The sequence below is a fragment of the Cupriavidus sp. C2SS-8b genome (genome assembly GCF_057073745.1).
In genome coordinates this window covers 1682077-1708779 of sequence record NZ_CP172716.1, presented here as the reverse complement: position 1 = coordinate 1708779, position 26703 = coordinate 1682077, and the positions used below count along the sequence as shown (strand labels likewise).

The 26703-nt window shown below is 62.6% G+C and carries 14 protein-coding genes and 3 rRNA genes; 1 reads left to right on the top strand and 16 read right to left on the bottom strand.

The genetic code is table 11. The features are described from left to right. Positions 1-58: 58 nt before the first annotated feature. From ACIGJB_RS07815 to katG, 7 genes are all read right to left on the bottom strand, one after another. Entirely contained in the window at positions 59-1492 is a 1434-nt protein-coding gene (locus ACIGJB_RS07815) for an HDOD domain-containing protein (RefSeq protein ID WP_483732122.1), read from the bottom strand. 8 nt (positions 1493-1500) lie between these two features. Next, positions 1501-3204 (bottom strand): putative bifunctional diguanylate cyclase/phosphodiesterase, encoded by a 1704-nt coding sequence (locus tag ACIGJB_RS07810; RefSeq protein ID WP_483732121.1) that lies wholly within the window; start codon positions 3202-3204, stop codon positions 1501-1503. A gap of 490 nt (positions 3205-3694) precedes the next feature. Continuing rightward, complete coding sequence (locus tag ACIGJB_RS07805; RefSeq protein ID WP_483732120.1) at positions 3695-4144, bottom strand: potassium channel family protein; 450 nt, start codon at positions 4142-4144, stop codon at positions 3695-3697. A 15-nt stretch (positions 4145-4159) separates the two neighbouring features. Continuing rightward, positions 4160-5206 carry a DUF2955 domain-containing protein gene (locus ACIGJB_RS07800; protein WP_483732119.1) on the bottom strand — a complete coding sequence of 349 codons (1047 nt, stop codon included), beginning with the start codon at positions 5204-5206 and terminating at the stop codon, positions 4160-4162. Beyond that, positions 5196-6311, bottom strand: coding sequence for an HlyD family secretion protein (locus tag ACIGJB_RS07795; protein ID WP_483732118.1), 1116 nt, complete (start codon positions 6309-6311; stop codon positions 5196-5198). The genes ACIGJB_RS07800 and ACIGJB_RS07795 overlap by 11 nt, the downstream gene beginning before the upstream one ends. After that, entirely contained in the window at positions 6304-7854 is a 1551-nt protein-coding gene (locus tag ACIGJB_RS07790; protein ID WP_483732117.1) for a TolC family protein, read from the bottom strand. Before ACIGJB_RS07790 ends, ACIGJB_RS07795 begins: the two co-directional genes overlap by 8 nt. A 342-nt stretch (positions 7855-8196) precedes the next feature. Next, positions 8197-10383: a catalase/peroxidase HPI gene (katG, locus tag ACIGJB_RS07785; protein WP_483732116.1), complete on the bottom strand. Its 2187-nt coding sequence runs from the start codon at positions 10381-10383 to the stop codon at positions 8197-8199. 374 nt (positions 10384-10757) lie between these two features. On the opposite strand from katG, the gene ACIGJB_RS07780 reads away from it, so the two are divergent. Next, on the top strand, positions 10758-11222 hold the full coding sequence (locus ACIGJB_RS07780) for a ferritin-like domain-containing protein (RefSeq protein WP_483732115.1): 465 nt from the start codon (positions 10758-10760) through the stop codon (positions 11220-11222). A 4-nt stretch (positions 11223-11226) separates the two neighbouring features. On the opposite strand, the gene ACIGJB_RS07775 is transcribed toward ACIGJB_RS07780, so the two are convergent. The 9 genes from ACIGJB_RS07775 to ACIGJB_RS07735 all read right to left on the bottom strand — a co-directional run bounded on the left by ACIGJB_RS07775 (position 11227) and on the right by ACIGJB_RS07735 (position 26494). Continuing rightward, the gene (locus ACIGJB_RS07775; RefSeq protein WP_483732114.1) at positions 11227-11691 is read right to left on the bottom strand and encodes a (2Fe-2S)-binding protein; all 465 of its coding nucleotides are present in this window, start codon (positions 11689-11691) and stop codon (positions 11227-11229) included. 15 nt (positions 11692-11706) lie between these two features. Further along, entirely contained in the window at positions 11707-13983 is a 2277-nt protein-coding gene (locus tag ACIGJB_RS07770) for a xanthine dehydrogenase family protein molybdopterin-binding subunit (protein WP_483732113.1), read from the bottom strand. A 7-nt stretch (positions 13984-13990) separates the two neighbouring features. Continuing rightward, positions 13991-15838, bottom strand: coding sequence for a GMC family oxidoreductase (locus ACIGJB_RS07765; RefSeq protein ID WP_483732112.1), 1848 nt, complete (start codon positions 15836-15838; stop codon positions 13991-13993). A 31-nt stretch (positions 15839-15869) separates the two neighbouring features. Further along, complete coding sequence (locus ACIGJB_RS07760) at positions 15870-18398, bottom strand: hypothetical protein (RefSeq protein WP_483732111.1); 2529 nt, start codon at positions 18396-18398, stop codon at positions 15870-15872. 288 nt (positions 18399-18686) lie between these two features. Beyond that, positions 18687-18800: ribosomal RNA gene (gene rrf / locus ACIGJB_RS07755) — 5S ribosomal RNA — on the bottom strand. Between the two features lie 129 nt (positions 18801-18929). Next, a 23S ribosomal RNA gene (locus tag ACIGJB_RS07750) occupies positions 18930-21810 on the bottom strand. 337 nt (positions 21811-22147) lie between these two features. Next, a 16S ribosomal RNA gene (locus ACIGJB_RS07745) occupies positions 22148-23681 on the bottom strand. The 16S, 23S and 5S rRNA genes sit together here, the layout of an rRNA operon. A gap of 529 nt (positions 23682-24210) precedes the next feature. Next, positions 24211-25065 carry a hypothetical protein gene (locus ACIGJB_RS07740; RefSeq protein WP_483732110.1) on the bottom strand — a complete coding sequence of 285 codons (855 nt, stop codon included), beginning with the start codon at positions 25063-25065 and terminating at the stop codon, positions 24211-24213. A gap of 64 nt (positions 25066-25129) precedes the next feature. After that, a complete protein-coding gene (locus tag ACIGJB_RS07735) occupies positions 25130-26494 on the bottom strand; it encodes a sensor domain-containing diguanylate cyclase (protein ID WP_483732109.1) in 1365 nt (454 codons plus the stop codon). Positions 26495-26703: the final 209 nt, after the last annotated feature.

Sequence of the window (26703 nt, the reverse complement as noted above, 5' to 3'; positions counted from 1 at the left end):
CGATCGAATCCATATGGATGCAAGTCGCCATCAAGAAGCGGTTTTGTCCTGGCTGCGGCTATCGCTGCGGCGCTGAACGCAAGACCGCTGCAGCGATTTCCCCGGCGAGTTCGCCCGCGGTTGCCAGTTCATTCTTGCTCAGGCCGCCGGCAATGCGGGTCGTGCCCCAGTCGCCGCAGATCATGGCGACGCAGCGGTTGCGTACCTTGACGGGAATCAGCAGCACGGAACGCGTGTCGGGCATGGCGTCGCGATACCAGCGCGGGACGCGATGCGATACGGCTTTGTCGCTCAGGTCCTCGATCAGCAAAGGCTGCGGCGCGATCATCGCGAAATGGAACATGTCGGGCACGAAGCCTTCTTCGAACGACAGGCGCTCGAGCTTGTCCCGCATGCCGTCGCCAAAACCCAGGCGCGCGCCGAAGCGCTTGCTCGTCGGATGCAGCAGCATCAGGAAACAGTGCGAGAAGTTCAGCGCCCGCATGGCCGACTCCAGCACCAGCGGAGCAAGCTGGGATACCGTCCTGCCCGCACCCTCCTGCCGAACCTCGTCGAGCGCGTGCTGCAGGCGCTTCAGCGTATCGGCGGGCTTGCCGCCCTCTTCCGCAACGCTGCCTTCGCCCGAGTCAGGGGTCTCGGAGCGCGCCATCGTTGTCTTCAGCTTCCCGGCCTGCTGGATCGCCGTACTGACGTGGGACGGCTCGAGCCCGAGTCTTTGCGCGTGGGCCAGTAGCGGTCCCAGGACGATTTCCTCCGGCTGCTCGGCAAGCATGGAGGCCGCCGCGCCGGACGACAGGCTGGCGACCGCGCCAAGCCAGTCGGCATGGGTTTCCAGGACGGATTCTTCGTGCAGTTCGCGACCCAGCATGCCGTCCGCGATCAGCGTCGGCAGGCGCCACCGGAAGGCTGCCGCCTTGGCGATCTCGTCGAACGTGATGCCGATGACTTCGCGGCATGCATCGCTTTCGCTCATGGCGCCATCCGCGCTCAGCGTCGCGATGCGGTCCCACTCGTCCGGGAAATAGAAGATCACCATCAAGCGGCTGACGTGGTGCATCAACGTGCAGACGACGCCCTCTTCCCCACCGAGGATGCCGCGCGCATCGTTCAGCGCACGCGTGATCTCGCCGGCCATGATGGCCTGCTTGAGCGCCCTCCCCGCCTGCGGCCGGTTGGGGGCCACGCCCTGGAAAAAGTCGAGCACCTGGACGCCCAGCGTCAGATGCGTAATGGTGTCCACGCCCAGCACCATGATGGCGCGCGATACCGTGGTGACCTCGCCGCCGAATGAACGGTACATGGCCGAGTTGGCCAGTCGGATGACCTTCTGTGAAAGGCTGAAGTCCGACAGGACCGTGCTGGCCATTTCCCCAATGCTCATGTCGCTGTTCAGCGTCTTGAAGACATTGTCGATGCAGTACTGCAGCGTCGGGAAATCGCCCTTCTGGACCATCCTGGCCCAGAGCTGATCAAGAAACTGTTTCTTTGGCATGGTCTCGATTACGCGGACAGTGCGTCCTCGGCGTCGATGCGGAACTTGCCTGCGCGGACAGCGTCCTCGAAATCATTGGGGGCCATCGCCCGGGCGAAGCGCCAGCCTTGTGCCAGCTCGCAGCGCTGGGCCGCCAACAGATCGCATTGCGCGTCAGTCTCGACGCCTTCCGCAATGGCCACCAGCCCGAGTTCCCGCGCCAGCGACAGTACGGCGAAAACAATGGTTTGGGCGTGCGGGGAATCCACCATGTCCGCGACAAAGCTGCGGTCGATCTTCAGTGCCGACAGCGGAAACCTGCGCAGATAGGACAGGCTGGAATAGCCGGTGCCAAAGTCATCGACCGCAAAGCGGATACCGAGTGCCCTGAGTTCGGTCAGCAGATTCCCCGCCCCCTTCGGGTCCGTCATCAGCGCGCCTTCGGTGATCTCGAGCACCAGCCGGTGCGGGTCGATGCCGGTATCGCGGATCGCGCTGCGCACGCTGTCGACAAAGCCCGGATGCCTGAACTGCACTGGCGACACGTTGACCGACACGTAGCCAAGCTCCACCCCGTTAGCGTCCCACGCGGCGAGCTGCGCGCACGCGCAGCGTACCGCCCAGGCGCCAAGATGATTGATCAGTCCGTTGCTCTCGGCCAGCGGCACGAAAATCTCGGGCGAGATGGCGCCCTCGCAATGCTCCCATCGCATCAGCGCCTCGACTGCGCAAACGGTGTCCAGGCCGACCCGGAAGATCGGCTGGTAATGCAAGAACAGTTCTCCGTTGAGGACCGCCTCGAACAGGTCCTGCTCGATGCGGAACTGCTCGTTCAGCCGGTGATCCAGTTCCGGCGAGTACAGGCAATAGCGGTTGTTGCCCTGCGCCTTGGCCTCATACATGGCCCGGTCCGCCCGCCGCAGCAACTGCGCCTCGGTTTCCCGCTCGCCCGTGGCGAAGGCCAGCCCGATACTGGTCGTGACACGCACCTGGCAGCCGGCCAGGTGGAATGGCTGCCGGCAGACTCGCATGATCTGTTCGAGCACGCCCATTGCCGCCTGTTCCGTAGTCACGTCGTCGAGCAGGACCACGAATTCGTCGCCCCCCAGGCGCGCAACGGTGTCGCGGGTGCGTAGCGTCCCCGCAAGTCGCAGGCTAAGTTCTTTCAACAGGATGTCGCCGACCTCGTGGCCGAGCGAATCGTTGACCTTCTTGAACCCATCCAGGTCCATCAGCGCAATCGCAAAGCGGCCGCGCTGCGTGGCATCGCCGGTGAAATACGCGTCCACCCGATTGCGGATCAGCCCCCGATTACCGACACCGGTGAGCGGGTCGGTGAGCGATTGTTCGGTCAGTCGGGCGAGTTTCTGGGCCCATTTGGTGACGTCGGCGCCAAACAGGAGTATTGATGTCCGGCCATCCGTGCCAGCATGTCGGCAAATGCGCAGATCGATACAGCGCGTGCCGGTAATGGCGTTGGCAAATCGGATCTCGGCCTGTTTGGGAAGACCGTCGCGGAAACAGGCTTGCAGCAGTTGGGCAGCGCGCTCGCGTTCGTCAAAGGCGACAATGTCCTTGAGCGAGGCACGCAGCAGGTACTCTCGCGGAAACGCCAGCAGATCGGCCGAAGCATTCGTGGCCTGGAGGATATTGCCGGTTTCGCTGACCTGCAGCGCCAGTCCGCCCCATGCTTCCAGCAGCGCCCAGGCATCCCTGCTTCCGGCAGGAGCCATCGCTCCCGCAACGCTGCCGGAACGGTTCGGTTCCCGTGCGTTGCCTGCCTGAACAGCATCAAACGTGGACGACGTCATGTGGTCTTTGGCCTAGCCTGTTTGGCGATCGCGCCTTGCCGATCCCCGGGGGCCGGCGGTACCGCGAGGGAACCCGGTAAAAAAGACAGCATTAATGGTTCAAAAACACGACTTGCCGACTTGGATGAATCGACGGGAAGCCAATTCTATTACGGCTACCCGGGGTCGCGCTTGAAAACCCGTCATGCCATTGACATTCACAACCTAATTCTCTCGTTTCAATAGCCGGGGGGTAGACAAAGCCCTCATCTATGGATATGCGGCGGCTATGTGGTCGCATGTGGTCGCGTTAACGAGACTCAGCGAGACTCAGCGAGACTCAGGATTTCGCTATGTCAGTGGTTATCGGCAATGGTTGCCTTGTCTTTAGATTCCGTTTGAACGGGCGCGGCCGACGTCGCGCTATTCGACCCTATGTCGTCTCTTCTTGCTTGAGCCTTGCCACGCTGTTCTTGACGACATCGAGCACTGCGGCGGTCATGACCGCCGTCGATACGCCAAACATCAGGATGCCCTGGGCGGCCTCGATCGGACCAAGCAGGCGCCAGCGCTCTGTCATGACAACGTCGCCATAGCCAAGGGTCGAGAAGTTCACCGCCGAATGGTAGAGAGCCTTCCCGAACTCCGAGAACTCGCCGAGCAGCATGAACAATGCCGCCCAGACCATCACCTGGGCAAAATTGCCGAGCAGCGTGACCAGCATGATCGCCGACAGCATGGCGACATCCAGCCAGAGTGGTTCGCGACCCTGCCAGTCGTTGCGAAAGCGGGCATAGCGGCGCAGGCACACGGCCACGACCCACGCTTGCAGCAGCAGGCACGCCAGCATGACCGGGGCTGCGACCAGCAGATGGAGGCGCATGGCGGACTTTCCTTGTCAGGGCGTCGAGGACGATGCGGGACTACGTTGCTCTAGCAGTTCCAGCATCAGGCAGGCATACAGCGTGACCCCGATGAACAGGCCCATGCGGACCGCGAAGGCATGGTAGACGTCCTTCCCGGCCGCGCTGTCCTCCACCGACTGGCCCAGCAGGATGATCAGCGTCACCAGGGTGTTGAGCCAGAAGCCCGGTGAAAGCCCGCCGGCAGGTCCGGCAAAGAGCTTGCGCGCCAGCAGCAACGAGAACAGGAACATCCAGAGAAAGTACATCCACAGATGCACGAACAGGCCCAAGGCCCACCAGAACAGGACGGCCAGCAGTCCGCCGAGCAGCGTGGAACCAATCAGCTCGCGTGCGGCGCCGCGCGCCGTCGTGCAGCTTTGCCGCCCCAGGCTGACCGCCTTCATGAGGATTGGCATATAGGCCGCCGGATCCCCCAGCGCCAGCAGGACAGGCGGCATGACCACGAGCGCCGCGCGCAGCGCCATCCAGTCGGCGGTGCTTTGCGACACCGCCGGCGGACGCCGTTGCGCAGGCCCGGCCGCCGGCTCGGGAATCAGCCAGAAACACAGCGCCAGGACCGTCACCGCAAGCAGCAACCCTTTGACGAGCGCGGCCACCACGGTCAGGGCCAGGCCGATGTCCGCGGTCCCCGCCACCGAAACCATGGTCAGGCCAGCCGCCAGGAACGTGCCGACCAGGCTGTTGCCGCCCCGCAAGCCATAGCGAAAGGCCAGGAACAGTCCGAGGCCGGTGATCAGCACCCCGCTGAACGGGTACTGGCTCAGGAACGGCACCACCAGCAGGCCGCTGCCGGTGGCCAGCATGGCCACCAAGGCCAGCCCCACGGCAGCCTTTGCCGGCAACGGCCGGTCGAGCGATGCCAGCACGAACGCGCCCAGCACGGGGGCCACCATCGGGATGGGCCAGTTCAGCCCGTAGCTGGTGGCAAGGCAGAGCGCGGTGCCAAGCGCCAGCCGCAGCGCCCGACGCCCGCGCATCGCGATAGCGACCGCACCTGCCACGCCGCCGTCAGTAGACATAGGACAGCCAGCTCATCACGCGCAGGAACAGGCGGCCGAGCGGATTGAGGACGTTGCCCTCGGTCGGGAACGCCATGACCTCGGCCTGCCCGCCCACGCGAATGCCCTTGAGCGTCTCCAGTTCGCCCTTGTCGATCTCGACGATCACCGGGAAGCGCTGCGCCGGACGCAGCCAGTCGCGGCTGTTCTGGATCGTGGGCAGGCTGCCCGGCGGCGGACTCTGCCCCGCGCTGACGCCGTAGCCGACGCTGCGCACGCGGCCCGCAAGCACCCGCCCCGGCAAGGCGTCCAGCACGATCCCGACCGGCGTCCCGGCTTCGACGCGGCCAAGATTGTTCTCGGTCATGTCCGCGCTGATCCAGAGGTCATGGATCGCAATCAGCGTCATGACCGGATTGCCGGCAGCGGCGTACTGACCGGCTTCCGTGCGCAGGTCGGTGATCAGGCCGGCGGTGCGTGCGCGCACATGCGCGTTGGCAAGGTCGAGCTCGGCCTTCTCCAGCGTCGCAGCGGCACTGCGCAGTTTGGCGTTGTCCTCTTCGCTGCCGCCCTGCTGCTCGCGCGCGCGTTCGACCTCGGCCCGGGCCGCATCGACCTGGCTGGTGGCCTGGGTGTGGGTGGCCCGCGCCACCTCCAGTCGCCGCAACGATACGGTGCCGGGATCCTCGCTGTACAGGCGTTCCAGGCGATCGCTATCCTGGCGTGCCTTGACCTCGTTGGCCTGGGCGGCACGCAGCGCGGCCTGTGCCGACGCGATGCCCGCGGTGCTGGCGCCGATCTGCCGGCGCATCGATTCCAGGTCCGCGCCCGCCCGGTCCGCCGCGATGCGGTAGTGCTGCGGATCGACCTCGAACAGGACCGTGCCGGCCTGCACGTCCTGGTTGTTGCGCACCAGCACGCGCGTCACGCGGCCCGATACCTCCGACGCCACCGGAACGACGAAGGCCTGTATGCGCGCCTGTTGCGTATAGGGCGTAAGGCGATCCGCGAACAGGTACCACGCCAGGCTCAGCACGATCAGCGCCGCCACCCACCTGACGCCCTTGCGCGCGGGGTCCGCCGATGGCGGCGGCGGTGCCGGAGTCGGTGCAGCGGCGTCACTCATCAGGTCTGTCTCCTTGCACGGATGCGCGTTTGCCGGCTGGCTCGCTCGTTGCCTCTTCGATCAGTCGGCCCCAGTCAGTGCGTTGCTCCATCTGCTGGCGCGTTGCCGCATCGACGAGCGGCTGCCCGGTTTGCCAGCCCCCGCCGAGCGCCTTGTACAAGGCGATGAGATTCCCCACCGCCGCGCTGCGGTTGACGAGGTAGGCATCCTGCTGGGCAAACAGCGCGCGCTGGGCGTCCAGCACGCGCTGGAAATCCGAGTACCCCTCGCGGAACAGGGCATTGGCCAGGGTCAGCGAGCGGTTGGCGGCCGTTGACGCCTCCCCCAGGATCGCCTCGCGCTCCAGCGCCTTGATCAGCCCGCTGGCGGCATCGTCCGCTTCGCGCGCGGCCTGGCGCACGCTGTCCTGGTAGGACACGATCAGCTGCTGCAGGCGGGCATCCTGGATGCGCACGTTGTTGCGGATGCGTCCGTAATCGAGAATGTTCCAGCGCAGGCTCGGCCCCGCTATCACCACGAAGCCGTTCGGCGTGCCGGGCAGCGAGCTGGCCGACCAGCCGATGTTGCCGAGCAGCGTCAATGATGGATAGAGATCTGCCTTCGCCACGCCGATCAGCGCCGATTGCGCGGCCACCTGCAGCTCGGCGGCGCGGATATCCGGGCGGCGCAACAGCAGGTTGGCCGGGACATCCTGCAGCACGGCGCGGTCGATCAGCGGCACGATGCCTTCCTTCTCGGGCATATCGAGCAAGGCATGCATGGGCGCTGGCGGCCGGCCGATCAGGATCGCGAGCGCATTGCGCGCATGCAGGATCTGGCCCTCGAGTTCCGGGATGCTGCTCAGCGTGCCGAGGTACTGAGTCTTGGCCTGCTGGAGGTCGAGCTCATCGCTCTCGCCGCCCTTGAACAGGCGCTCGGTGATTTCGAAGCTGCGCTTCTGCAGCCGGGCGTTTTCCCGGGCGATGTGCAGCCGCGCTTGTGCGGCACGCAAGGTGAAGTAGGTCTGGGCCAGTTGCGCATGCAGCAGCACCAGCACGTCCTCATAGGTCGCCCGCGAGGCAAAATAGGCCGCATCCGCCGATTCGATCGCGCGACTGAAGCGTCCCCAGAAGTCCAGTTCCCAGCCTACGTCCACGCCGGCGCTGTACTGCCAGACACGGGTGGGCTGGACGCCCCCGGACGGCCGGCTATGGACATAGAGCGCTTCCGCGCTGGCCTGCTGGACCTGCGGGTAACGGCCGGCCTGTGCAATGCCCAGCTGCGCCCGGGCCTCGACCACGCGTAGTCCGGCGATCCTGACGCCGGCGTTGTTGGCATCGGCCTCGGCAATCAGTCGTTCCAGGACGGGGTCGTTGAAAACCTGCCACCACTGGCTCAGGTCCGGCTGCTGCCGCGGCTGCGTGGCCTGCTCGAGTGCGGCTGTGCTCCATTGTTCGGTCCAGCTCTCACGCTGTGCCTGGAAGTCCGGACCCAGCCGCGCGCATCCGCCAAGCAGCAATGCCACCGCCAGCAGCCGGCAATGCAGCGCGGCCCGCTGTGCCATGGTCAGAGGCAGGCTGTTGCAGCGATGCCGTCCAGGTGTCGGCCTGGCCGGTCAGGAGACCAGCGCAAGACGCAGGACGCCTGGGGCCCGGTTCGGCTCCCGGTGCCAGGCGAGCCTTGATGGGTCGTCATTTCGGATGCGGGAACCTGCGGCATACGGGTCTCCTCTGCGAAACCGCCATGTGACGATTCGATCGACGTGGCAATTATGCGTTGCCAAGGTGATTTCGCCTATCCATCGTTCGTGTCAGGCACGCAACAGCCATGCGGTGCCTGGCGCCCACAAGAAAACGGCCGGTCTTGCGACCGGCCCCTGGCTACGCGTTGTGTCGTCAGCCGACGCTCAGCGGTTGGCGACCTCGAAGCGGTCCAGGTTCATCACCTTGTTCCAGGCTGCGACAAAGTCCCGGACGAACTTCTCGCTGGAATCCGAGCAGCCATAGACTTCGGCCACCGCGCGCAGTTGCGAGTTGGAGCCGAAGACCAGGTCGACACGCGTGCCGGTCCATTTCAGCTTGCCCGTTGCGCGATCGTAGCCTTCGAACACGTCCTTGCTGTCCGCTACCGGCTTCCACTCCGTGCCCATGTCGAGCAGGTTGATGAAGAAGTCGTTGGTCAGCGTTTCCGGGCGGTCGGTGAAAACACCGTGCTGCGTTTGTCCGACGTTCGCGTTCAGCGCGCGCATGCCGCCGACCAGCACGGTCAGTTCCGGCACTGTCAGGGTCAGCAATTGCGCCTTGTCGATCAGCAGCGTCTCGGCCGGGATCGCGTACGTGCCCTTCAGGTAATTGCGGAAACCATCGGCAATCGGCTCCATCACGCTGAACGACTGCACGTCGGTCTGCTCTTGCGACGCGTCCATGCGCCCCGGCGTGAACGGGACCTTCACGTCGTTGCCGCCCTTCTTCGCCGCCTGCTCGATGCCGGCGCAACCAGCCAGCACGATCAGGTCGGCCAGCGACACCTTCTTGCCGCCGCTCTGCGTGCCATTGAACTCGTTGCGGATACCCTCCAGGGTCTCCAGCACCTGGGAGAGTTGGGCCGGCTGGTTCACCTCCCAATCCTTCTGCGGCGCCAGGCGCAGGCGCGCGCCATTGGCACCGCCGCGCTTGTCGGAGCCACGGAACGTCGACGCCGAAGCCCAGGCCGCCGATACCAGCTGTGACACCGGTACGCCCGAAGCCAGGATCTTGCCCTTGAGCGCGGCTATGTCCTGCTCGTCGATCAGCACGTGATCCACGGCGGGGATCGGATCCTGCCAGATCAGTTCCTCGGCCGGGACCTCGGGACCCAGGTAGCGCGAACGCGGGCCCATGTCGCGGTGCGTCAGCTTGAACCATGCGCGGGCGAAGGCGTCGGCGAACTGGTCGGGGTTCTCGTGGAAGCGCCGCGAGATCTTTTCGTAGGCCGGATCCACGCGCAGCGAAAGGTCGGTGGTCAGCATGGTCGGGCCACGGCGCCGGGACGGATCGTGCGGGTCGGGAATCGAATTGGCCCCCGCATCGCCCTTGGGCTTCCATTGGTGGGCACCGGCCGGGCTCTTCGTCAGTTCCCAGTCATAGCCGAACAGGTTCCAGAAGAAATTGTTGCTCCACCGGGTCGGCGTGCTGGTCCAGATGACCTCCAGGCCGCTGGTGATGGCGTCGCCGCCCTTGCCGGAACCATAACTGCTATGCCAGCCCAGGCCCTGCGCTTCGAGCCCGGCGGCTTCAGGCTCCGGGCCCACGTGGGAGGCCGGGCCGGCACCGTGCGTCTTGCCGAAGGTGTGGCCGCCAGCGATGAGGGCAACGGTCTCCTCATCGTTCATGGCCATGCGCGCAAAGGTCTCGCGGATATCCACGGCGGCCGCGGCCGGATCCGGGTTGCCATTCGGGCCTTCCGGGTTCACGTAGATCAGCCCCATCTGCACGGCCGCCAGCGGGTTTTCCAGGTCGCGCTCGCCGGAGTAGCGCTTGTCGGCCAGCCACGTGCTTTCGGATCCCCAGTAGACATCCTGGTCCGGTTCCCAGACATCCTGGCGCCCGCCACCGAAACCGAAGGTCTTGAAGCCCATCGATTCCAGCGCGACGTTGCCGGTCAATACGATCAGGTCGGCCCACGAAATCTTCTTGCCGTATTTCTGCTTGATCGGCCACAGCAGCCGGCGCGCCTTGTCCAGGTTGACGTTGTCGGGCCAGCTGTTCAGCGGTGCAAAGCGCTGCTGTCCCGAGCCCGCGCCGCCCCGGCCGTCGCCCGTACGGTACGTGCCGGCGGCATGCCATGCCATGCGGATGAAGAGACCGCCGTAGTGGCCGAAGTCCGCGGGCCACCAGTCCTGCGAGTCAGTCATTAGCGCGGTGAGATCCTTCTTCACGGCCGCCAGGTCCAGGCTCTTGAATGCCTCGGCGTAGTTGAATCCCTTTTCCATGGGATCGGCCAGCGACGAATGCTGGCGCAGGATGCTCAGGTTCAGCTGGTTCGGCCACCAATCACGGTTCGATGTCCCCGAGCCGGCGGCGTGATTGAACGGACACTTCGCTTCAGTCGACATGTGTTCCCCTTGCTTCGTTTGCATCCAGATGATTTGCGCGCAACCGCACGGCCCGGCCTTCAGGTCCAGGCGCTGGCCCGGATAGAGTACTGGTTCTCCACTCGAGGCGGAAATAGGTTTACTTCATGGCCGAGCAAGAAAAAACCTAAGGTGGGGATCATTTCCCCTTTCGCATTCGCTGCTTCCAACATTCAGGACAGGACCGTTTCGCCCCGTTCGGGTGAGGCACGCGAGCCACCCGGAGGCGAGAAACGCCGGACAGTGTACGCCCGCCGACTAGAATGAAACAGCCCGCCCGGCGGGGGCATCGAAACGGCCGCCACCCGCTGTCGCTGCATAGTCCCCACTGATACCACGCTGCAGGAAGGATTGCCATGACGGAACTCGAAAAGGACAAAGTCGTCGGCGTGCTGAACCGGATACTCGAAGCCGAGCTCGCCGGCGTGGTGCGCTACACCCACTATTCATTCCTCGTGTTCGGCTTCGGGCGCATCCCGATCGTGTCGTGGCTGCGCGAGCAGGCTAACGAATCGTTGCTGCATGCCCACCTGGCCGGCGAATGGATCACGACCCTGGGCGCCTACCCGTCGCTCGGCATCGGCAAGCTGCTGGACAGCCATACGTTTGATATCGCTTCGATCTTGCGCGAATCCCTTGCGACAGAGACGCTTGCGCTGCAGCTGTACCGCGAACTGCTGGGCCTGGTCGAAGGCCGTTCGGTCGCGCTGGAGGAATATGCGCGCCAGCAGATCCAGGTCGAGGAACTGCATGCCGGCGAAGTCGACAAAATGTTGCGCAAGCCAGGACAGTCGGCAACGGCACAACTCAGCCCGGGTTGAACCCCTACCCGCGCGGCCCCTGCCCGGCGGCCTGGTGGATCGCCGCGCGGATGCGCGGATACGTGCCGCAGCGGCAGACGATGTTCCCGAGCGCCGCGTCGATGTCCGCATCGGTGGGCTTCGGCCTCGCCTTGAGCAGCGCGCAAGCGGCCATGATCTGCGCGCTCTGGCAGTAACCGCACTGGACCACGTCGACATCGAGCCACGCCGCCCTGACGGCGTCGATCTCCTTGCCCCGCACGCCTTCGATGGTCGTGATCTTCATGGCCGGGCCCAGCTTCGACAAAGTCAGCTGGCAGGCGAGTTCGGCCTTGCCATCGACATGCACGGTGCACGCGCCGCAGATGCCCACGCCGCAGCCGAACTTGGTTCCCGTCAGCGCCAGGCCGCAACGCAGTATCCAGAGCAGTGGCATCTCGGGCTCCGCGTCCACGCTGACCGGCTTGCCGTTTATGTTCAGGGTCGCCATGGTTGTCCTCCTCGGCTAGGCGAGCTTCAGCGGCAGCGCGCGCAGCCGCTGGCCGGTCAATGCGTACAGCGCGTTGGCGACTGCCGGCGCAATGGGTGGTGTGCAGACTTCCCCAGTGCCCTGCGGGGCCTCGGCGCTGGCGATGATCTCGGTCTGGATCGCCGGGCAATCCGCCATGCGCACCACCGGGAAGTCATGGAAATTTTTCTGCTGCACGACGCCATCCAAAAAGGTGATTTCCTGGAGCAGCGCCGCCGACAAGCCGAAGTGGATGCCGCTCTCGGCCTGCTGGCGGATCATGTTCGGATTCACCGGCGTACCGCAATCGATCACGCAGTACACGCGATGGACGCGGATGGTCTTGTCCCGCGCGACAGAGACCTCTGCCACCTGCCCGACGATGCTTCCGTACGACTGGTGCAGCGCCACGCCGCGTGCGCGCGCGATACCGTCGGCCGCGCGCGCCATCGGCTGGTTCCAGCCCGACAACGCTGCCACGCGCTGCAGCACGGCAAGGTGACGCGGATGCTCGCCGAGCAGGGCCGCGCGAAACGCAACCGGGTCCTTGCCCGCCGCCACCGCCAACTCATCGAGAAAGCACTCCGTGAAAAATGCCTGGTGCGAGTGGCCGACCGAGCGCCAGAAGCCGACTGGAATAGGCAGCTCGACATTCGCATGGGAAACGCGGGCCGCCGGCCATGCATAGGGCTGGTCGTAGGCACCTTCCGCGACGGTCTTGTCGACAGGAATGCGCGGGAAGCCGAAGTCGCGCGCCAGCATCTCCGGTACGATGGCCTGCCCTGCCGAACGGGCCTGCCAGCCCACGACCCGCCCTTCGCGATCGAGGCCGGCCCGCAACCGTGCCACGCAAGCCGGCCGGTAAAAGTCGTGCGTCATGTCTTGCGAGCGCGTCCAGATGGTCTGCACCGGCCGCCCCTTGGCCTCGCGCGCGATCGCGGCCGCCTGCGAAACGAAGTCCGCCTCGAGGCGCCGGCCGAAACCGCCACCCAGCATCATGACCTGCAGGTTGACCTGGTCGGGCCGCAGGCCAAGGACTTTTGCGGCATGGGCGCGGGCAATGCCGGGCACCTGGGTCGAGACCCACACCGTTGCCGCATGGTCCTCGTACTGGACCGTGCAATTGATCGGCTCGACGGCGCCGTGCGCAAGATAGGGCGCGCGATACTCGGCGCTGATCACCTTCGCGGCGCTGCGCAGTACCTCGTCGACATCGCCACGCGCATAGTATTCATGGCCATCATCGCGATCCAGTGCCGCGGCGATGCGCGCCGTCAGCCTGGCGCTCGATGCGCCCGCTGCCGGTCCAGGGTCCCAGTCGACCTTCAACGCTTCCAGCGCCTGCATCGCGCGGAACGCATTGTCGGCAATCACCGCCACGCCACCCGTGCCGCCGTTGAACGGCGGCACCACGAACGCCTTCACAACGCCGCGTTGCGCCAGGGCGGCACTGACGTCGGCATGCTTGACGCGGCCGCCGACGGTCGGGCACATCAGCACGCTCGCGTACAGCAGTCCAGGTGGCAAGGCATCGATGCCAAAGCGCGCCGAACCATTGGTCTTTGCCGCCGCATCGAGCCTGTGCAACGGGCGGCCAATCAGACGGAATGCGGACGGCGCCTTGAGCGGGACCTTGTCCGGTATCGGCTGGCGCGCGGCATCGGCAACCAGCTCGCCGAATGTCAGGGAACGTCCTGAGCCATGCAGGACCTTGCCGCCATCCGTGCGGCATTCCGATTCGGTCACGCGCCAGCGCTGCGCCGCCGCGGACACAAGCATGGCGCGTGCCGAAGCTCCAGCCTCGCGCATGGGCATCCACAGGTCGCTGAGACCGGAGGATCCGCCCGTGGCAATCTCGCCGATCTCGCGCATCAGCTTGCGCGTGACATGGTCCGCATAGCGGCGGATCAGGCGATGATCGTCCGGATGAAAAGGCAGCCCATCCACCACGACCTGAAGGTTGTTGAAGATCTTGTCGGGGGGCGCATTATCCACGCGCACGCGGCTCCAGTCGGCATCGAGTTCCTCGGCGAGGATCATCGCCAGACCGGTATGTACGCCCTGCCCCATTTCCGAGCGGCACATCATGATGGTGACGCTGTTGTCGGCGTCGATCTTGAGCCATCCGTTGAGCGCCACCTCGGTGCCTTGCGTCGGCAGCGACGCCGACGTGGTCAGGCGCTGCCGCACCGGCAGCACGGTCCAGCCGACAAGCAAAGCGCCTGCCGCGCCGATTGCGCCGATACCGCCGAAAACGAACGCTCTGCGTTTCATGGTGGGGTCAAGGCATGGCCTGTGCAGCGGCCAGCAGTTCATCGGCAGCTTTTTCGGCCATCATGTAGATGGCGCTTACCGGAAAAAATCCCGGAATGCGCGGGAATGCCGAGGCATCCACCACACGCAGCCGACGCGTGCCATGCACGCCGAAACGGCTGTCCAGCACACCGCCCGAAGCCCGTGCACCGATGGGGCACGAGCACGACGCATGATGGCCCCACGCGTTGTCGCGGATATAGCCGGCCAGGTCTTCATCGCTCTGGACGTGCGCGCCGGGCAGCTCTTCTTCCGCGATATACCCCTGCTGCGCCAGCGGCTGGGCCAGGCCCCGCACAAAGCGGATCGCGCCGATCAGCGCGCGCATGTCCTCGCCCTTCGGATCATCCGCTTCCTCGAAATACCGGAAGTCGATATCGGGCACGTCGCGCGGATCGGCCGAACGCAGTGAAACGATGCCGGCGCGGTTGCGCGTGTGCGCCTTGAGGATCGCCCACGTCAGCATGTTGTCGTGCTCCGCGAAGACTTTGGAATAGCCGGGGTAGTAGCCGACAAAGCGCTCCAGCAGCGCCATGCAGAACATATCGGGCACCGGCGTGCGCCGGCCTGAACGGCGAATCACCGCCGTCGCGACGCCGTTGGTGGTGTAGACGCCATCGCGCGCATCGAACCAGCTGCGATACGGCGCATCGTCTCGCACGAACTTCACGCCATGAAGCACGTCCCAGGAGCGCGACATCCGGTTCACGACACCGATCTCATAGCGGTCCTGCAGGTTGCGGCCGACGCCGGGCACGTCCACGCGTACCGGAATGCCGTGCTTGCGCAAATGGTCGGCCGGCCCAATGCCGGACAGCATCAGCAACTGCGGCGTGTTGAACGCGCCGCCCGCGAGAATGACCTCGCGCCGCGCGCGGACCTGGCACCGCTCGCCAGCCTCTGCGTTGGGCTTTGCATGGGCCTGATAGAGATGCCTGCCCTTCAGGTATTCGACGCCGCAGGCGTTGTCCTGGTCATCGAACAGGACGCGCGTGGCCAATGCGTCCATTTCGATATGCAGCCGCGCCGGATGCCGCTGCGCCACGTCCAGCAGGCGTTCGCGCGTACCGTGGCGCGCATGGCGCTGCGTGGTCAGCGGCGTGTAGCAGACGCCGTGAAAGCAGCGCCGCCCCCACAGCCGCGAATTGGGATCGCCCTGCCAGCGGATCAGCCGCAACCACGCGCGCAGGCGCCGCGGCACGCTTCGCGCGGCCAGTTCCATCGAGCCGATGATGACGCGGACCAGCGCATCGTCTGCCAGCGCTTCCAGCGGCATCGCACGTTCGGTGTGCAGCCACCCGTCCCATCCGTGCAGTGTGGGGTCGACGCCAAAGCGTCGCGCCAGGTTCCACAACGGCCGATGGTGGCATTGCTCGACGCGCTTGGTATATCTGCGCATGCGTGCTGCCGTCCAGGACGGGTCGCCGGTCAAGTCGGCAATATAGTCCCAGTCCGCATCGTGGGGATACACGAAGATCAGCGCGTTGTGCGCGGTGCAGCCACCGAGCGTGCCCGCGCGCGGATACAGCACGCCCGACGGCCCGCATTTGGGATCGCGGCGCTGCTGGGCGACATCGGCATAGTGGCGCACGAAGAAGTTCCAGGCCATGGCCGGGTTCTCGCTGGCGCACGCGTGGAAGCCCGGCACGTCGTAGTCCTCGGGCATGCACGACATCTCATGCGCGCGCGCATCGCAGCCGGCTTCCAGCACGCACACGCGCATGCCGGCCTCTGCCAGGCGTGCGGCCAGCGTACCGCCGCCAGCGCCGGACCCGACGACTACGTAGTCCCATTCCGTTTCATCTCGCCCAGACATAGCCCCCCGCCACGTCGTCGGCCTTGCATGGTCAGAACGTCTTCAGGAAGGCGATCAAGGCCCGCTTGTCGTCATCGCTCAGCACGGGTTCCTTGCCGAACGCCCGCTCGTCGGCACTCAGGCCGTCCTGGTTGTTGAACTCCGCGGTGCCGAAGTAGTGGCCGCGGTTGACCACGAAATCCGGGCACTTGCTGAGCGACAGCATCGGCTTGACCACATCCGCATAGATCTTGCGCAGGTCATCGTCGGTTGCGCCGTCCGGCACTGACGCGAGGTCGCCCTTGAGCTTGAGCAGCAGCTTCAGCACCTTGGCCGCGTGGTCAGCCTTGGCGATCGGGTCGGATGTCTCCGACAGCGGCTGCAAGTTCGCCAGCAGGTTCACCGGCATCCGTGCCGGGGCCGGGCCGATGGTCACGTCGCCGCTCTCGCCCACCAGCCAGGGCACCCAACGGTGGAGCAGGTCCTCCATGGGCCGCAGCGCATCCGGCACGAAGCCGACCGGGATGGTGATCTGGCTGCGTTCCGTGGTGCGGTCGATCACGCCCGGGACTTTCGTGCCGAGCACGGTGTCATGCGCGCGCTTTTCTGGCCACAGCAGCTGTTCGATCGATGCGTCGAAGACTTGCATGCGGCTTTTGACGGAAGGATCGCTGCTGAATGGCCCGAGCGAATTGTTGAGCAGGAACGGCGCCGTCGACCAGATGCTGATCAGCGACGGCACCCGCGTATAACCGCGGCCACCGGCCGGCATGCGGTAGGGCCAGCGATCGGCGGTGAACGGGTCGTACAGCGTCACGGTGCCGACCGACGGCAGGCTCTTGTAGGTCTGCGAGGAGAAGTTGTCCCAGATATTGCCGCGGATCGCATTGGTGGCCAGCGGGCTGCAGATATTCGTGCGCAGCAGCGTGGATGGCACGCGCACATCGCTCGACAGGTAGTTGTTGGCAAGGAAGTCCGGCGCGCTGACGATGTCGCGCATCTTTGCCTTGTAGTCGTCGGTCTGGGTCCATTTCCAATAGCGCTGGACGCAACCAAGGTACTTGTCGCCGCCGCAGTCGCGCATCTGCAGGTCCGCTGGCGGCGGCGGTCCCTTGCTCGAATGGCAGCGCGCGCAGGTCTCCGCGAACACGGTCTTGCCGCGGTTCAACAAGCTGGCACCATCGGGCGTTGCAGGATCGGCCAGGTAGGCCTTGCCGCCGGGGGCGTCGGCCAGGTGGTCGGCGGGCGTCGATTTCAACAGGAACGCGGCCATGTTGAAGGAGCCCGCCTCCGTCGCACGCCAGTAGGAAGAATTCTTCTGCGCCACCGCAATCTCGATCGGAGAGATCGACTTGCCGCCGAGGATCGGATTGAAATGCAGCAGCCATTCCTCGCTGAACAACCCGATGTTCAGGTAGACGCGATTCAGTGCGCCGAGTACGCCGACGGAATCGGCGCCGTCCTTCAGTACGTGCGGCGTCCAGACCGTATCCGGCGCCTTGTAGAACTCCGAAAGCGCCCCGGTCTGGACGAAATCGTTCAGCTGCTTGTTGTTCTTCTCGCCGCCGGCGATGGTCTCCTGTCCGAGCCGCCGGGCCACGCCCATGCGCGCCATCAGGTCGTAGAGCGCATTCATCGTGCGCGGGTTGTTGATGTTGTCGGTCGAGACCAGCGAGGTGTCCATCGCCCCCGGTCGGAACGTATGGACGAGCTGGAACATGAAGTTCTGCTTGCCCGCTGGCGTGGAGGCGTTGTGGATGAAGAGCCGATCGACCCACATATACTGCGCACCGACGGTGGAGCTGAGATCGGCCCACTGGGGGTGCTCTGGATCGGCAGGCGGATGGATCGGGCTCGGGCCGATGTGACAGAAGCCGCAGGACATGCCTACCCGGTAAGGCCGCACGAGATCGGCGCGATTGTAGTAGGACGGATCGGTGTAGTAGCGCTCCGGGTCCCAGGCCTTGGCCGCCTTTTCGTCGAAGGCGGGATTGGGGAACAGGCGCAGGCCCACGATGCCGGTCGGGTAGCCATAGTAGGAGCCAACGGGGAGCTTCTGGCCATCCGAGAATGTCGCGCCACGCGCACCGGTCTTGACGCCGGGGTAGGCCTGCTCGTTCTCAAACGGGTCCGCAGGACAGTCCTTGCTACGCTTGTCCAGCCACAAGCCAAAACGCTGCGGGTCGGGTCCTGCAGGCTTGGTAAAGCATGGCTCGTTGAGCAGGCCGAGGTAGGCCCAGCGGTTATCGCGCGAATAGCCCTGGCCTGGATGGGAGCTGATCGACTTGAGCAGGTCGAAGGCGCCGAACGTGTAGTTCGTCATCGCGTCCCAGAACCGGTCATTGCCACCGGTCCACACGATCCACATGTTGCGGCCCTGGATCTCTTCCCTGGTCAGGGACACGCCGCGGTCCATCTCGCGGAAGTAGTCTTCCGCCGCATGCCGGAATGACTCGGCATTGCGGCCGGCCTGCTGCGCTTCATCCTCGACGTGGCCGGCTTTGAGCCTGGAGCAGCCACTGGCAGTCACCACACAGCAGAAGATGGCCGCCCAAAGCATCGACTTGCTGTGCAGGTTCACCGTCGTCCCTCCCCGACCGGATGGTCTATCACAGCAGCGTGTGCGCTACGCACGCCGTTGAGTACAGATAAACCTAGAAATGACGTGAGGAGAAGTCAAGCTTGTTACTGATCTACAACGCTATTTGGCGGCGGTGAGTTCGACGATGTTTCCGACAGAGATAAGCAAAGCGATGCACGGGGGGGCCGCTGGCCGATGCGCAGTAGGTGGAGTCGTCCGCGCTAATCCGGCGCCCCAAAGCAAAAACCCCTCGCAGCACATGCTGTCGAGGGGTTTTGCATTGTAAGAGCCTGGCGATGACCTACTTTCACACGGGTAATCCGCACTATCATCGGCGCGGAGTCGTTTCACGGACCTGTTCGGGATGGGAAGGGGTGGTTCCAACTCGCTATGGTCACCAGGCATAAGGGGTTGTGGCGCTGGGCAGTTCGTCCAACGCCACCAATTCGGGATGTAGTCTTTGTAGTCTTGGGTTGTGCTGTATCAGCCGGCACAGGCGATTCACTCACCAGGCTAAAACACACTGGTTATAGGATCAAGCCTTACGGGCAATTAGTACTGGTTAGCTTAACGCATTACTGCGCTTCCACACCCAGCCTATCAACGTCCTGGTCTCGAACGACCCTTCAAGGCGGTCAAGCCGCCAGGGAATCCTCATCTTCAGGCGAGTTTCCCGCTTAGATGCTTTCAGCGGTTATCTCTTCCGTACATAGCTACCCTGCGATGCCTCTGGCGAGACAACAGGTACACCAGCGGTACGTCCACTCCGGTCCTCTCGTACTAGGAGCAGCCCCCGTCAAGATTCCAACGCCCACGGCAGATAGGGACCAAACTGTCTCACGACGTTTTAAACCCAGCTCACGTACCTCTTTAAATGGCGAACAGCCATACCCTTGGGACCGGCTACAGCCCCAGGATGAGATGAGCCGACATCGAGGTGCCAAACACCGCCGTCGATATGAACTCTTGGGCGGTATCAGCCTGTTATCCCCAGAGTACCTTTTATCCGTTGAGCGATGGCCCTTCCATTCAGAACCACCGGATCACTATGTCCTGCTTTCGCACCTGCTCGACTTGTCGGTCTCGCAGTTAAGCACGCTTTTGCCATTGCACTTTAGGTACGATGTCCGACCGTACCAAGCGTACCTTCGAACTCCTCCGTTACACTTTGGGAGGAGACCGCCCCAGTCAAACTGCCTACCATGCACTGTCCCCGACCCGGATTCACGGGCCAAGGTTAGAACCTCAAACAAACCAGGGTGGTATTTCAAGGACGGCTCCACGCAGACTAGCGTCCACGCTTCAAAGCCTCCCACCTATCCTACACAGATCGGTTCAAAGTCCAATGCAAAGCTACAGTAAAGGTTCATGGGGTCTTTCCGTCTAGCCGCGGGGAGATTGCATCATCACAAACACTTCAACTTCGCTGAGTCTCGGGAGGAGACAGTGTGGCCATCGTTACGCCATTCGTGCAGGTCGGAACTTACCCGACAAGGAATTTCGCTACCTTAGGACCGTTATAGTTACGGCCGCCGTTTACCGGGACTTCAATCAAGAGCTTGCACCCCATCATTTAATCTTCCGGCACCGGGCAGGCGTCACACCCTATACGTCCACTTTCGTGTTTGCAGAGTGCTGTGTTTTTATTAAACAGTCGCAGCCACCATTTTATTGCAACCCCTTCACCCTTCTGGCGCAGGCCAGTCAAGCTACCAGGGCGTACCTTATCCCGAAGTTACGGTACCAATTTGCCGAGTTCCTTCTCCCGAGTTCTCTCAAGCGCCTTAGAATACTCATCTCGCCCACCTGTGTCGGTTTGCGGTACGGTCTCGTATGACTGAAGCTTAGAGGCTTTTCTTGGAACCACTTCCAATTGCTTCGCAGCACAAGGCCGCTCGCCCCACATCCTTGAATCCCGCGCCCGGATTTGCCTAAGCGCCTTCTCCAATGCAGGGACCGGGACTTCCAACACCCGGACAACCTTCCGCGATCCGTCCCCCCATCGCATCATACGACGGTGCAGGAATATTAACCTGCTTCCCATCAGCTACGCATCTCTGCCTCGCCTTAGGGGCCGACTCACCCTACGCCGATGAACGTTGCGTAGGAAACCTTGGGCTTACGGCGAGGGGGCCTTTCACCCCCTTTATCGCTACTCATGTCAGCATTCGCACTTCCGATACCTCCAGCATCCTTTACAAGACACCTTCACAGGCTTACGGAACGCTCTCCTACCACGCACATTGCTGTGCGTCCGCAGCTTCGGTATATAGCTTAGCCCCGTTACATCTTCCGCGCAGGACGACTCGATCAGTGAGCTATTACGCTTTCTTTAAAGGGTGGCTGCTTCTAAGCCAACCTCCTGACTGTTTTAGCCTTCCCACTTCGTTTCCCACTTAGCTATATTTGGGGACCTTAGCTGGCGGTCTGGGTTGTTTCCCTCTTGACACCGGACGTTAGCACCCGATGTCTGTCTCCCGTGATTGCACTCTTCGGTATTCGGAGTTTGCTATGGCGGGGTAATCAGCAATAGACCCCCCAACCATGACAGTGCTCTACCCCCGAAGGTGAGACACGAGGCACTACCTAAATAGTTTTCGGAGAGAACCAGCTATTTCCAGATTTGTTTAGCCTTTCACCCCTATCCACAGCTCATCCCCTAACTTTTCAACGTTAGTGGGTTCGGTCCTCCAGTACGTGTTACCGCACCTTCAACCTGGCCATGGATAGATCATCTGGTTTCGGGTCTACACCCAGCGACTGAACGCCCTGTTCGGACTCGCTTTCGCTACGCCTGCCCTAATCGGTTAAGCTTGCCACTGAATGTAAGTCGCTGACCCATTATACAAAAGGTACGCCGTCACCCGTTTCCAGGCTCCGACTGTTTGTATGCATGCGGTTTCAGGATCTATTTCACTCCCCTCCCGGGGTTCTTTTCGCCTTTCCCTCACGGTACTGGTTCACTATCGGTCGATCACGAGTATTTAGCCTTGGAGGATGGTCCCCCCATCTTCAGACAGGATTTCACGTGTCCCGCCCTACTTCTCGTACACCTAGTTCCACAACGCTGTTTTCGCATACAGGGCTATCACCTGCTATGGCCGGGCTTTCCATCCCGTTCTGCTAACAACACTGCTAAAGAGTACAAGGCTCTTCCCATTTCGTTCGCCACTACTCTGGGAATCTCGGTTGATTTCTGTTCCTGCAGCTACTTAGATGTTTCAGTTCGCCGCGTTCGCTTCCCTTGCCTATGTATTCAGCAAGGGATGACCCATGCGGGCCGGGTTTCCCCATTCGGACATCTCCGGATCAAAGCTTGTTTGCCAGCTCCCCGAAGCTTTTCGCAGGCTACCGCGTCCTTCATCGCCTGTGATCGCCAAGGCATCCACCACATGCACTTGTTCGCTTGACCCTATAACGAGTGTGTCTCAGCGACACTATCGCTACAGGTGAGTTCTCGCATTTGTGCCGTATTCCAAGTCATCTTTCGATCACTTAAATACATTTTGGTTGATACAATCACAACCCGGTATCGCGTTTGTACTGCAGCGTCTCATCAACGCTCCGCGACACCTTTACTACATCCCATATTGTTAAAGAACAGCCGATCCACAGGTGATACCCGCGATCGCTTGGCAAATGCAAAATGCAAGCGCTTGGATTTAAGCGCTTGCATTTGGCTTCAGCCCAGGCTGAAACAACAAACAAACCGATAAGTGTGAACGCTCGACGTTAGATGCACGCTCTGGAAAGGAGGTGATCCAGCCGCACCTTCCGATACGGCTACCTTGTTACGACTTCACCCCAGTCATGAACCCTGCCGTGGTAATCGCCCTCCTTGCGGTTAGGCTAACTACTTCTGGCAAAACCCACTCCCATGGTGTGACGGGCGGTGTGTACAAGACCCGGGAACGTATTCACCGCGGCATGCTGATCCGCGATTACTAGCGATTCCAGCTTCACGTAGTCGAGTTGCAGACTACGATCCGGACTACGATGCGTTTTCTGGGATTAGCTCCCCCTCGCGGGTTGGCAACCCTCTGTACGCACCATTGTATGACGTGTGAAGCCCTACCCATAAGGGCCATGAGGACTTGACGTCATCCCCACCTTCCTCCGGTTTGTCACCGGCAGTCTCTCTAGAGTGCCCTTTCGTAGCAACTAGAGACAAGGGTTGCGCTCGTTGCGGGACTTAACCCAACATCTCACGACACGAGCTGACGACAGCCATGCAGCACCTGTGTCCACTTTCCCTTTCGGGCACCTGATGCATCTCTGCTTCGTTAGTGGCATGTCAAGGGTAGGTAAGGTTTTTCGCGTTGCATCGAATTAATCCACATCATCCACCGCTTGTGCGGGTCCCCGTCAATTCCTTTGAGTTTTAATCTTGCGACCGTACTCCCCAGGCGGTCAACTTCACGCGTTAGCTACGTTACTGAAGAAATGAATCCCCAACAACTAGTTGACATCGTTTAGGGCGTGGACTACCAGGGTATCTAATCCTGTTTGCTCCCCACGCTTTCGTGCATGAGCGTCAGTGACGTCCCAGGGGGCTGCCTTCGCCATCGGTATTCCTCCACATCTCTACGCATTTCACTGCTACACGTGGAATTCTACCCCCCTCTGACATACTCTAGCCTGACAGTCACAAGCGCCATTCCCAAGTTAAGCTCGGGGATTTCACGCCTGTCTTATCAAACCGCCTGCGCACGCTTTACGCCCAGTAATTCCGATTAACGCTCGCACCCTACGTATTACCGCGGCTGCTGGCACGTAGTTAGCCGGTGCTTATTCTTCCGGTACCGTCATCCGCCCCAGGTATTAACCAGGACGTTTTCTTTCCGGACAAAAGTGCTTTACAACCCGAAGGCCTTCTTCACACACGCGGCATTGCTGGATCAGGGTTGCCCCCATTGTCCAAAATTCCCCACTGCTGCCTCCCGTAGGAGTCTGGGCCGTGTCTCAGTCCCAGTGTGGCTGATCGTCCTCTCAGACCAGCTACTGATCGTCGCCTTGGTAGGCCTTTACCCCACCAACTAGCTAATCAGACATCGGCCGCTCCTGTCGCGCGAGGCCGTTACCGGTCCCCCGCTTTCACCCTCAGGTCGTATGCGGTATTAGCTAATCTTTCGACTAGTTATCCCCCACGACAGGGCACGTTCCGATGTATTACTCACCCGTTCGCCACTCGCCGCCAGGCCGAAGCCCGCGCTGCCGTTCGACTTGCATGTGTAAGGCATGCCGCCAGCGTTCAATCTGAGCCAGGATCAAACTCTTCAGTTCAATCTCTGTGTGGGTCCGAAGACCCTCGCTCTTTCGAGCGGTCGCTCACTCTCAGAAAACTGACTGACCAGATCCGAAAATCCAGTCACGTTTTGCTGTGCGAGCACTGTATAACTTTTGAGCTAAAAGACCGAAGTCTTTCGCATCCGCTATCAAGCGCCCACACTTATCGGTTGTTTGGTTGTTAAAGAACTGCGCAACCGGCTTTGCCGTTTTGCGTCGCTGCGTTTGCGTCAGCAGCGAAGGAACGAGACTATAAAGAAGTTTTCGCGGTTAATCAAGCCACTCGGGAAATTTCTTTTTTCCGGCTATTTTTCTGCCGGGTTCGTCCCTGCAATCTGCCTTCGCCTTGACGCTTTGCAGCGGAGGCTCCAGCAGAAGGGAGCGGATATTAATCGCTTGCCCCCTGACTGGCAAGTCTATTTTATGCAAAGGGGAATAAGAGACTTTATGAACACAAAAGCCCCCCTGAATTGTGATGCCTGGACTACGTCACAGCCATTGGGACACCAACAGTTGAGTCACCGCGCTATTGCGTCTGGTCCGACGCTTCCGGCAACTGCTCGACGACTGTCGTGACAATGCGCTGGACCTTGCCCTCCTCGGACACGTCCTGGCGCATCACCATGCGATTTGTCGGGCAATACCAATCCGTGACCCGCAGACTCGTCGGCTTCGTCACGATCTGCTCCCCCGCGACCACCATGGGCCCAAGGGAGGTCGTCCGTACGTACTCGATTGGCACGCATTCCGACTGACCCAGCGCGGTGCGTATGATTTCGCGCTTACCCACTCGGCGCGATGTCACCGACACTGTCGCGTGCGGAGCGATGAGCTTGCCCGCCTCATCCCCGGAATCCCGCGAAAAGATCGTGAAAGACGCGCTGGCGTCAACGGTTTCACCGGGAAGCACGTCGCCTTCGTGCAGTGGCAGGGCCTGATACTGGTTATCAAGCAACCCCACCGCGTCAATGGTGGTCGTTCCATAAAGACGCGCATAACGCGCCCATGCATTGACGGTTGCCTGCCCCGAGATACTGGCAGGCGACCCGTTTGCGGCGGGTCGCAGCAGCACGCGTTGCTGTTGCTCGGTCACCACCGGCGGCCCCATCAATGCAGCCAACGCTGTCTTGGAGTGAATCTCGATGTCGGCCTGGCAACCCGCCTCCGTCGGCAATGGCGGCCGCAGTATGGTCTTGCGGGACAGCGGCATGGTGCCGTCCGCCTCCATCTGTATGCGCGCTCCGTGTGGAAACCAGATGGTGCGGCAAACATCCTCGTGGCCTTGCGCAGCGGGCTCCTCGGCCCGGGCCGACTGCGCAGTGGCTGCAAGAACGCCGGTAACCAGGCAGACCAGGCCGCGCCGGGACTGACGCTTCAGCAAGGATATACGCGCATTTCGCATGGTCGGGATACCCGTTGTTTGCAAGCCTGAACGCGTCAGGACGTCAGGATTCGATCCGGTTGCGACCGCCCTTCTTGGCACGGTACAGCGCCAGGTCACTGCGCGACAACGGGGCTTCGGCATTGGCATCCGCCGCCGTCAGGAGCGTGACGCCAATGCTGACCGTCAGGTCGATCCTCTGGTCCTGCTCGATCAGCGGGTACTCGGCAATACGCTGCTGGATCCGTCCTGCCACGCCAATCGCGCCGCGCAAATCGGCACCATCGAGCAGGATCCCGAATTCCTCGCCCCCGAGGCGCCCCGCCATGTCGTCGGGCCGCAAATGCGCGCGCAGGATGCTGCCGAAGTGACGCAGCGCGCGATCCCCGACCCCATGGCCCCAGCGGTCGTTGATCGACTTGAAATGGTCGAGATCGCACATCATGAGCGCCACGCCGGCGCCGCGGCCGATCTGCAGGCTGGCGAGCCGCGTCTCGATTTGCATCATGAAGTGCCGCCGGTTCGGCAGCCCGGTCAGGCTATCGATGGTCGCAAGTTCCTGCAGTTCCGCTTCGATGCGCTTGCGCTCGGTCACGTCCGTGATGAAGCCATGCCACAGGGTACTGCCATCGGGCAAGCGCTGCGGCCTGGCATCGCCCTGGCGCCAGCGCAGGCCCTGCATCGGCAACTGCACGCGATACTCCAGATGCCATGGCGAGAGTTGGGCGGCTGAAGCACCAAACGAGGCATGATAAGCAGCCAGATCGGAAGGATGAATCAATGCATCGATGCACGACGCATCCGCTGCCACCTGGTCCGGGGTCAGCTCGTATATATCCCTGATACCCGCGCTGGCGTAGGAGAAATACGACCGTCCCTCGGGCATGGCGCGGTACTGGAACACCAGCCCCGGCACTTCGTTCGTCAGGTTCGTGACCAGGTTGACGGCCTCGCGCAGGCTCTCCGACATCGTGCGCAGCGAAGTGATGTCGGTGGTCGTGCCTACCATGCGTAACGCCTGACCGGTACTGTCGCGGTCCACGACCTTGCCGCGGCTGCAGATCCATTTGTAGCTGCCATCGCGGCAGCGGATCCGGTGTTCGACCTCATAGCTGTCGCTCCGGCCGTCGAAATGGGCCTGCATCGTCGCCTTGACGTACTCGAGGTCGTCGGGATGAAGACGCAGGTAGCTGTCCTCGATCCGGCTCGACACCTCCCAGTCGGCATAGCCGAGCATGGATTTCCAGCCGCTTGAGTAGTGGATTTCGCCCGTTGCCACGTTCCGGTCCCAGATGCCGGTGCCGCTGCCCGCAATGGCAAGCGCAAGCAGCCGTTCCCGCTTGCGCAGCGATTCGAGCTCTTCCCCGCAATGTCCCGTGGTCCGGGAAACGGCCGTTGGTGCGTCTGCGGATGTTGGCGGTGCAAGCATACGGGCGGTCCGGGATGCGATCTGAGGGCGAGTATACATGGGCCGATCCGCCACTTGCGAGTGTTGCGCGCTAGCCTTGCGTCACATGGCGATTCAATTGTTGTCTTACCCAGAATCCTGACCAGAGGTATACTGTTAGGTTGCCGCAGCGAGTCCCGGGGTATCGGGTGAGGCTGTATTCGGGGGCCGTCCGCGCTTCGGGGTCCTGA

What these genes read in the sequence shown, in the direction of transcription:
- ACIGJB_RS07775 (WP_483732114.1), bottom strand. Translation starts at nt 11,691, where the DNA reads ATGGCGACCCTGAACATAAACGGCAAGCCGGTCAGCGTGGACGCGGAG.
- ACIGJB_RS07810 (WP_483732121.1), bottom strand. Translation starts at nt 3,204, where the DNA reads ATGGCTCCTGCCGGAAGCAGGGATGCCTGGGCGCTGCTGGAAGCATGG.
- ACIGJB_RS07795 (WP_483732118.1), bottom strand. Translation starts at nt 6,311, where the DNA reads ATGAGTGACGCCGCTGCACCGACTCCGGCACCGCCGCCGCCATCGGCG.
- ACIGJB_RS07790 (WP_483732117.1), bottom strand. Translation starts at nt 7,854, where the DNA reads ATGGCACAGCGGGCCGCGCTGCATTGCCGGCTGCTGGCGGTGGCATTG.
- ACIGJB_RS07765 (WP_483732112.1), bottom strand. Translation starts at nt 15,838, where the DNA reads ATGTCTGGGCGAGATGAAACGGAATGGGACTACGTAGTCGTCGGGTCC.
- ACIGJB_RS07735 (WP_483732109.1), bottom strand. Translation starts at nt 26,494, where the DNA reads ATGCTTGCACCGCCAACATCCGCAGACGCACCAACGGCCGTTTCCCGG.
- katG (WP_483732116.1), bottom strand. Translation starts at nt 10,383, where the DNA reads ATGTCGACTGAAGCGAAGTGTCCGTTCAATCACGCCGCCGGCTCGGGG.
- ACIGJB_RS07815 (WP_483732122.1), bottom strand. Translation starts at nt 1,492, where the DNA reads ATGCCAAAGAAACAGTTTCTTGATCAGCTCTGGGCCAGGATGGTCCAG.
- ACIGJB_RS07805 (WP_483732120.1), bottom strand. Translation starts at nt 4,144, where the DNA reads ATGCGCCTCCATCTGCTGGTCGCAGCCCCGGTCATGCTGGCGTGCCTG.
- ACIGJB_RS07800 (WP_483732119.1), bottom strand. Translation starts at nt 5,206, where the DNA reads ATGTCTACTGACGGCGGCGTGGCAGGTGCGGTCGCTATCGCGATGCGC.
- ACIGJB_RS07780 (WP_483732115.1), top strand. Translation starts at nt 10,758, where the DNA reads ATGACGGAACTCGAAAAGGACAAAGTCGTCGGCGTGCTGAACCGGATA.
- ACIGJB_RS07770 (WP_483732113.1), bottom strand. Translation starts at nt 13,983, where the DNA reads ATGAAACGCAGAGCGTTCGTTTTCGGCGGTATCGGCGCAATCGGCGCG.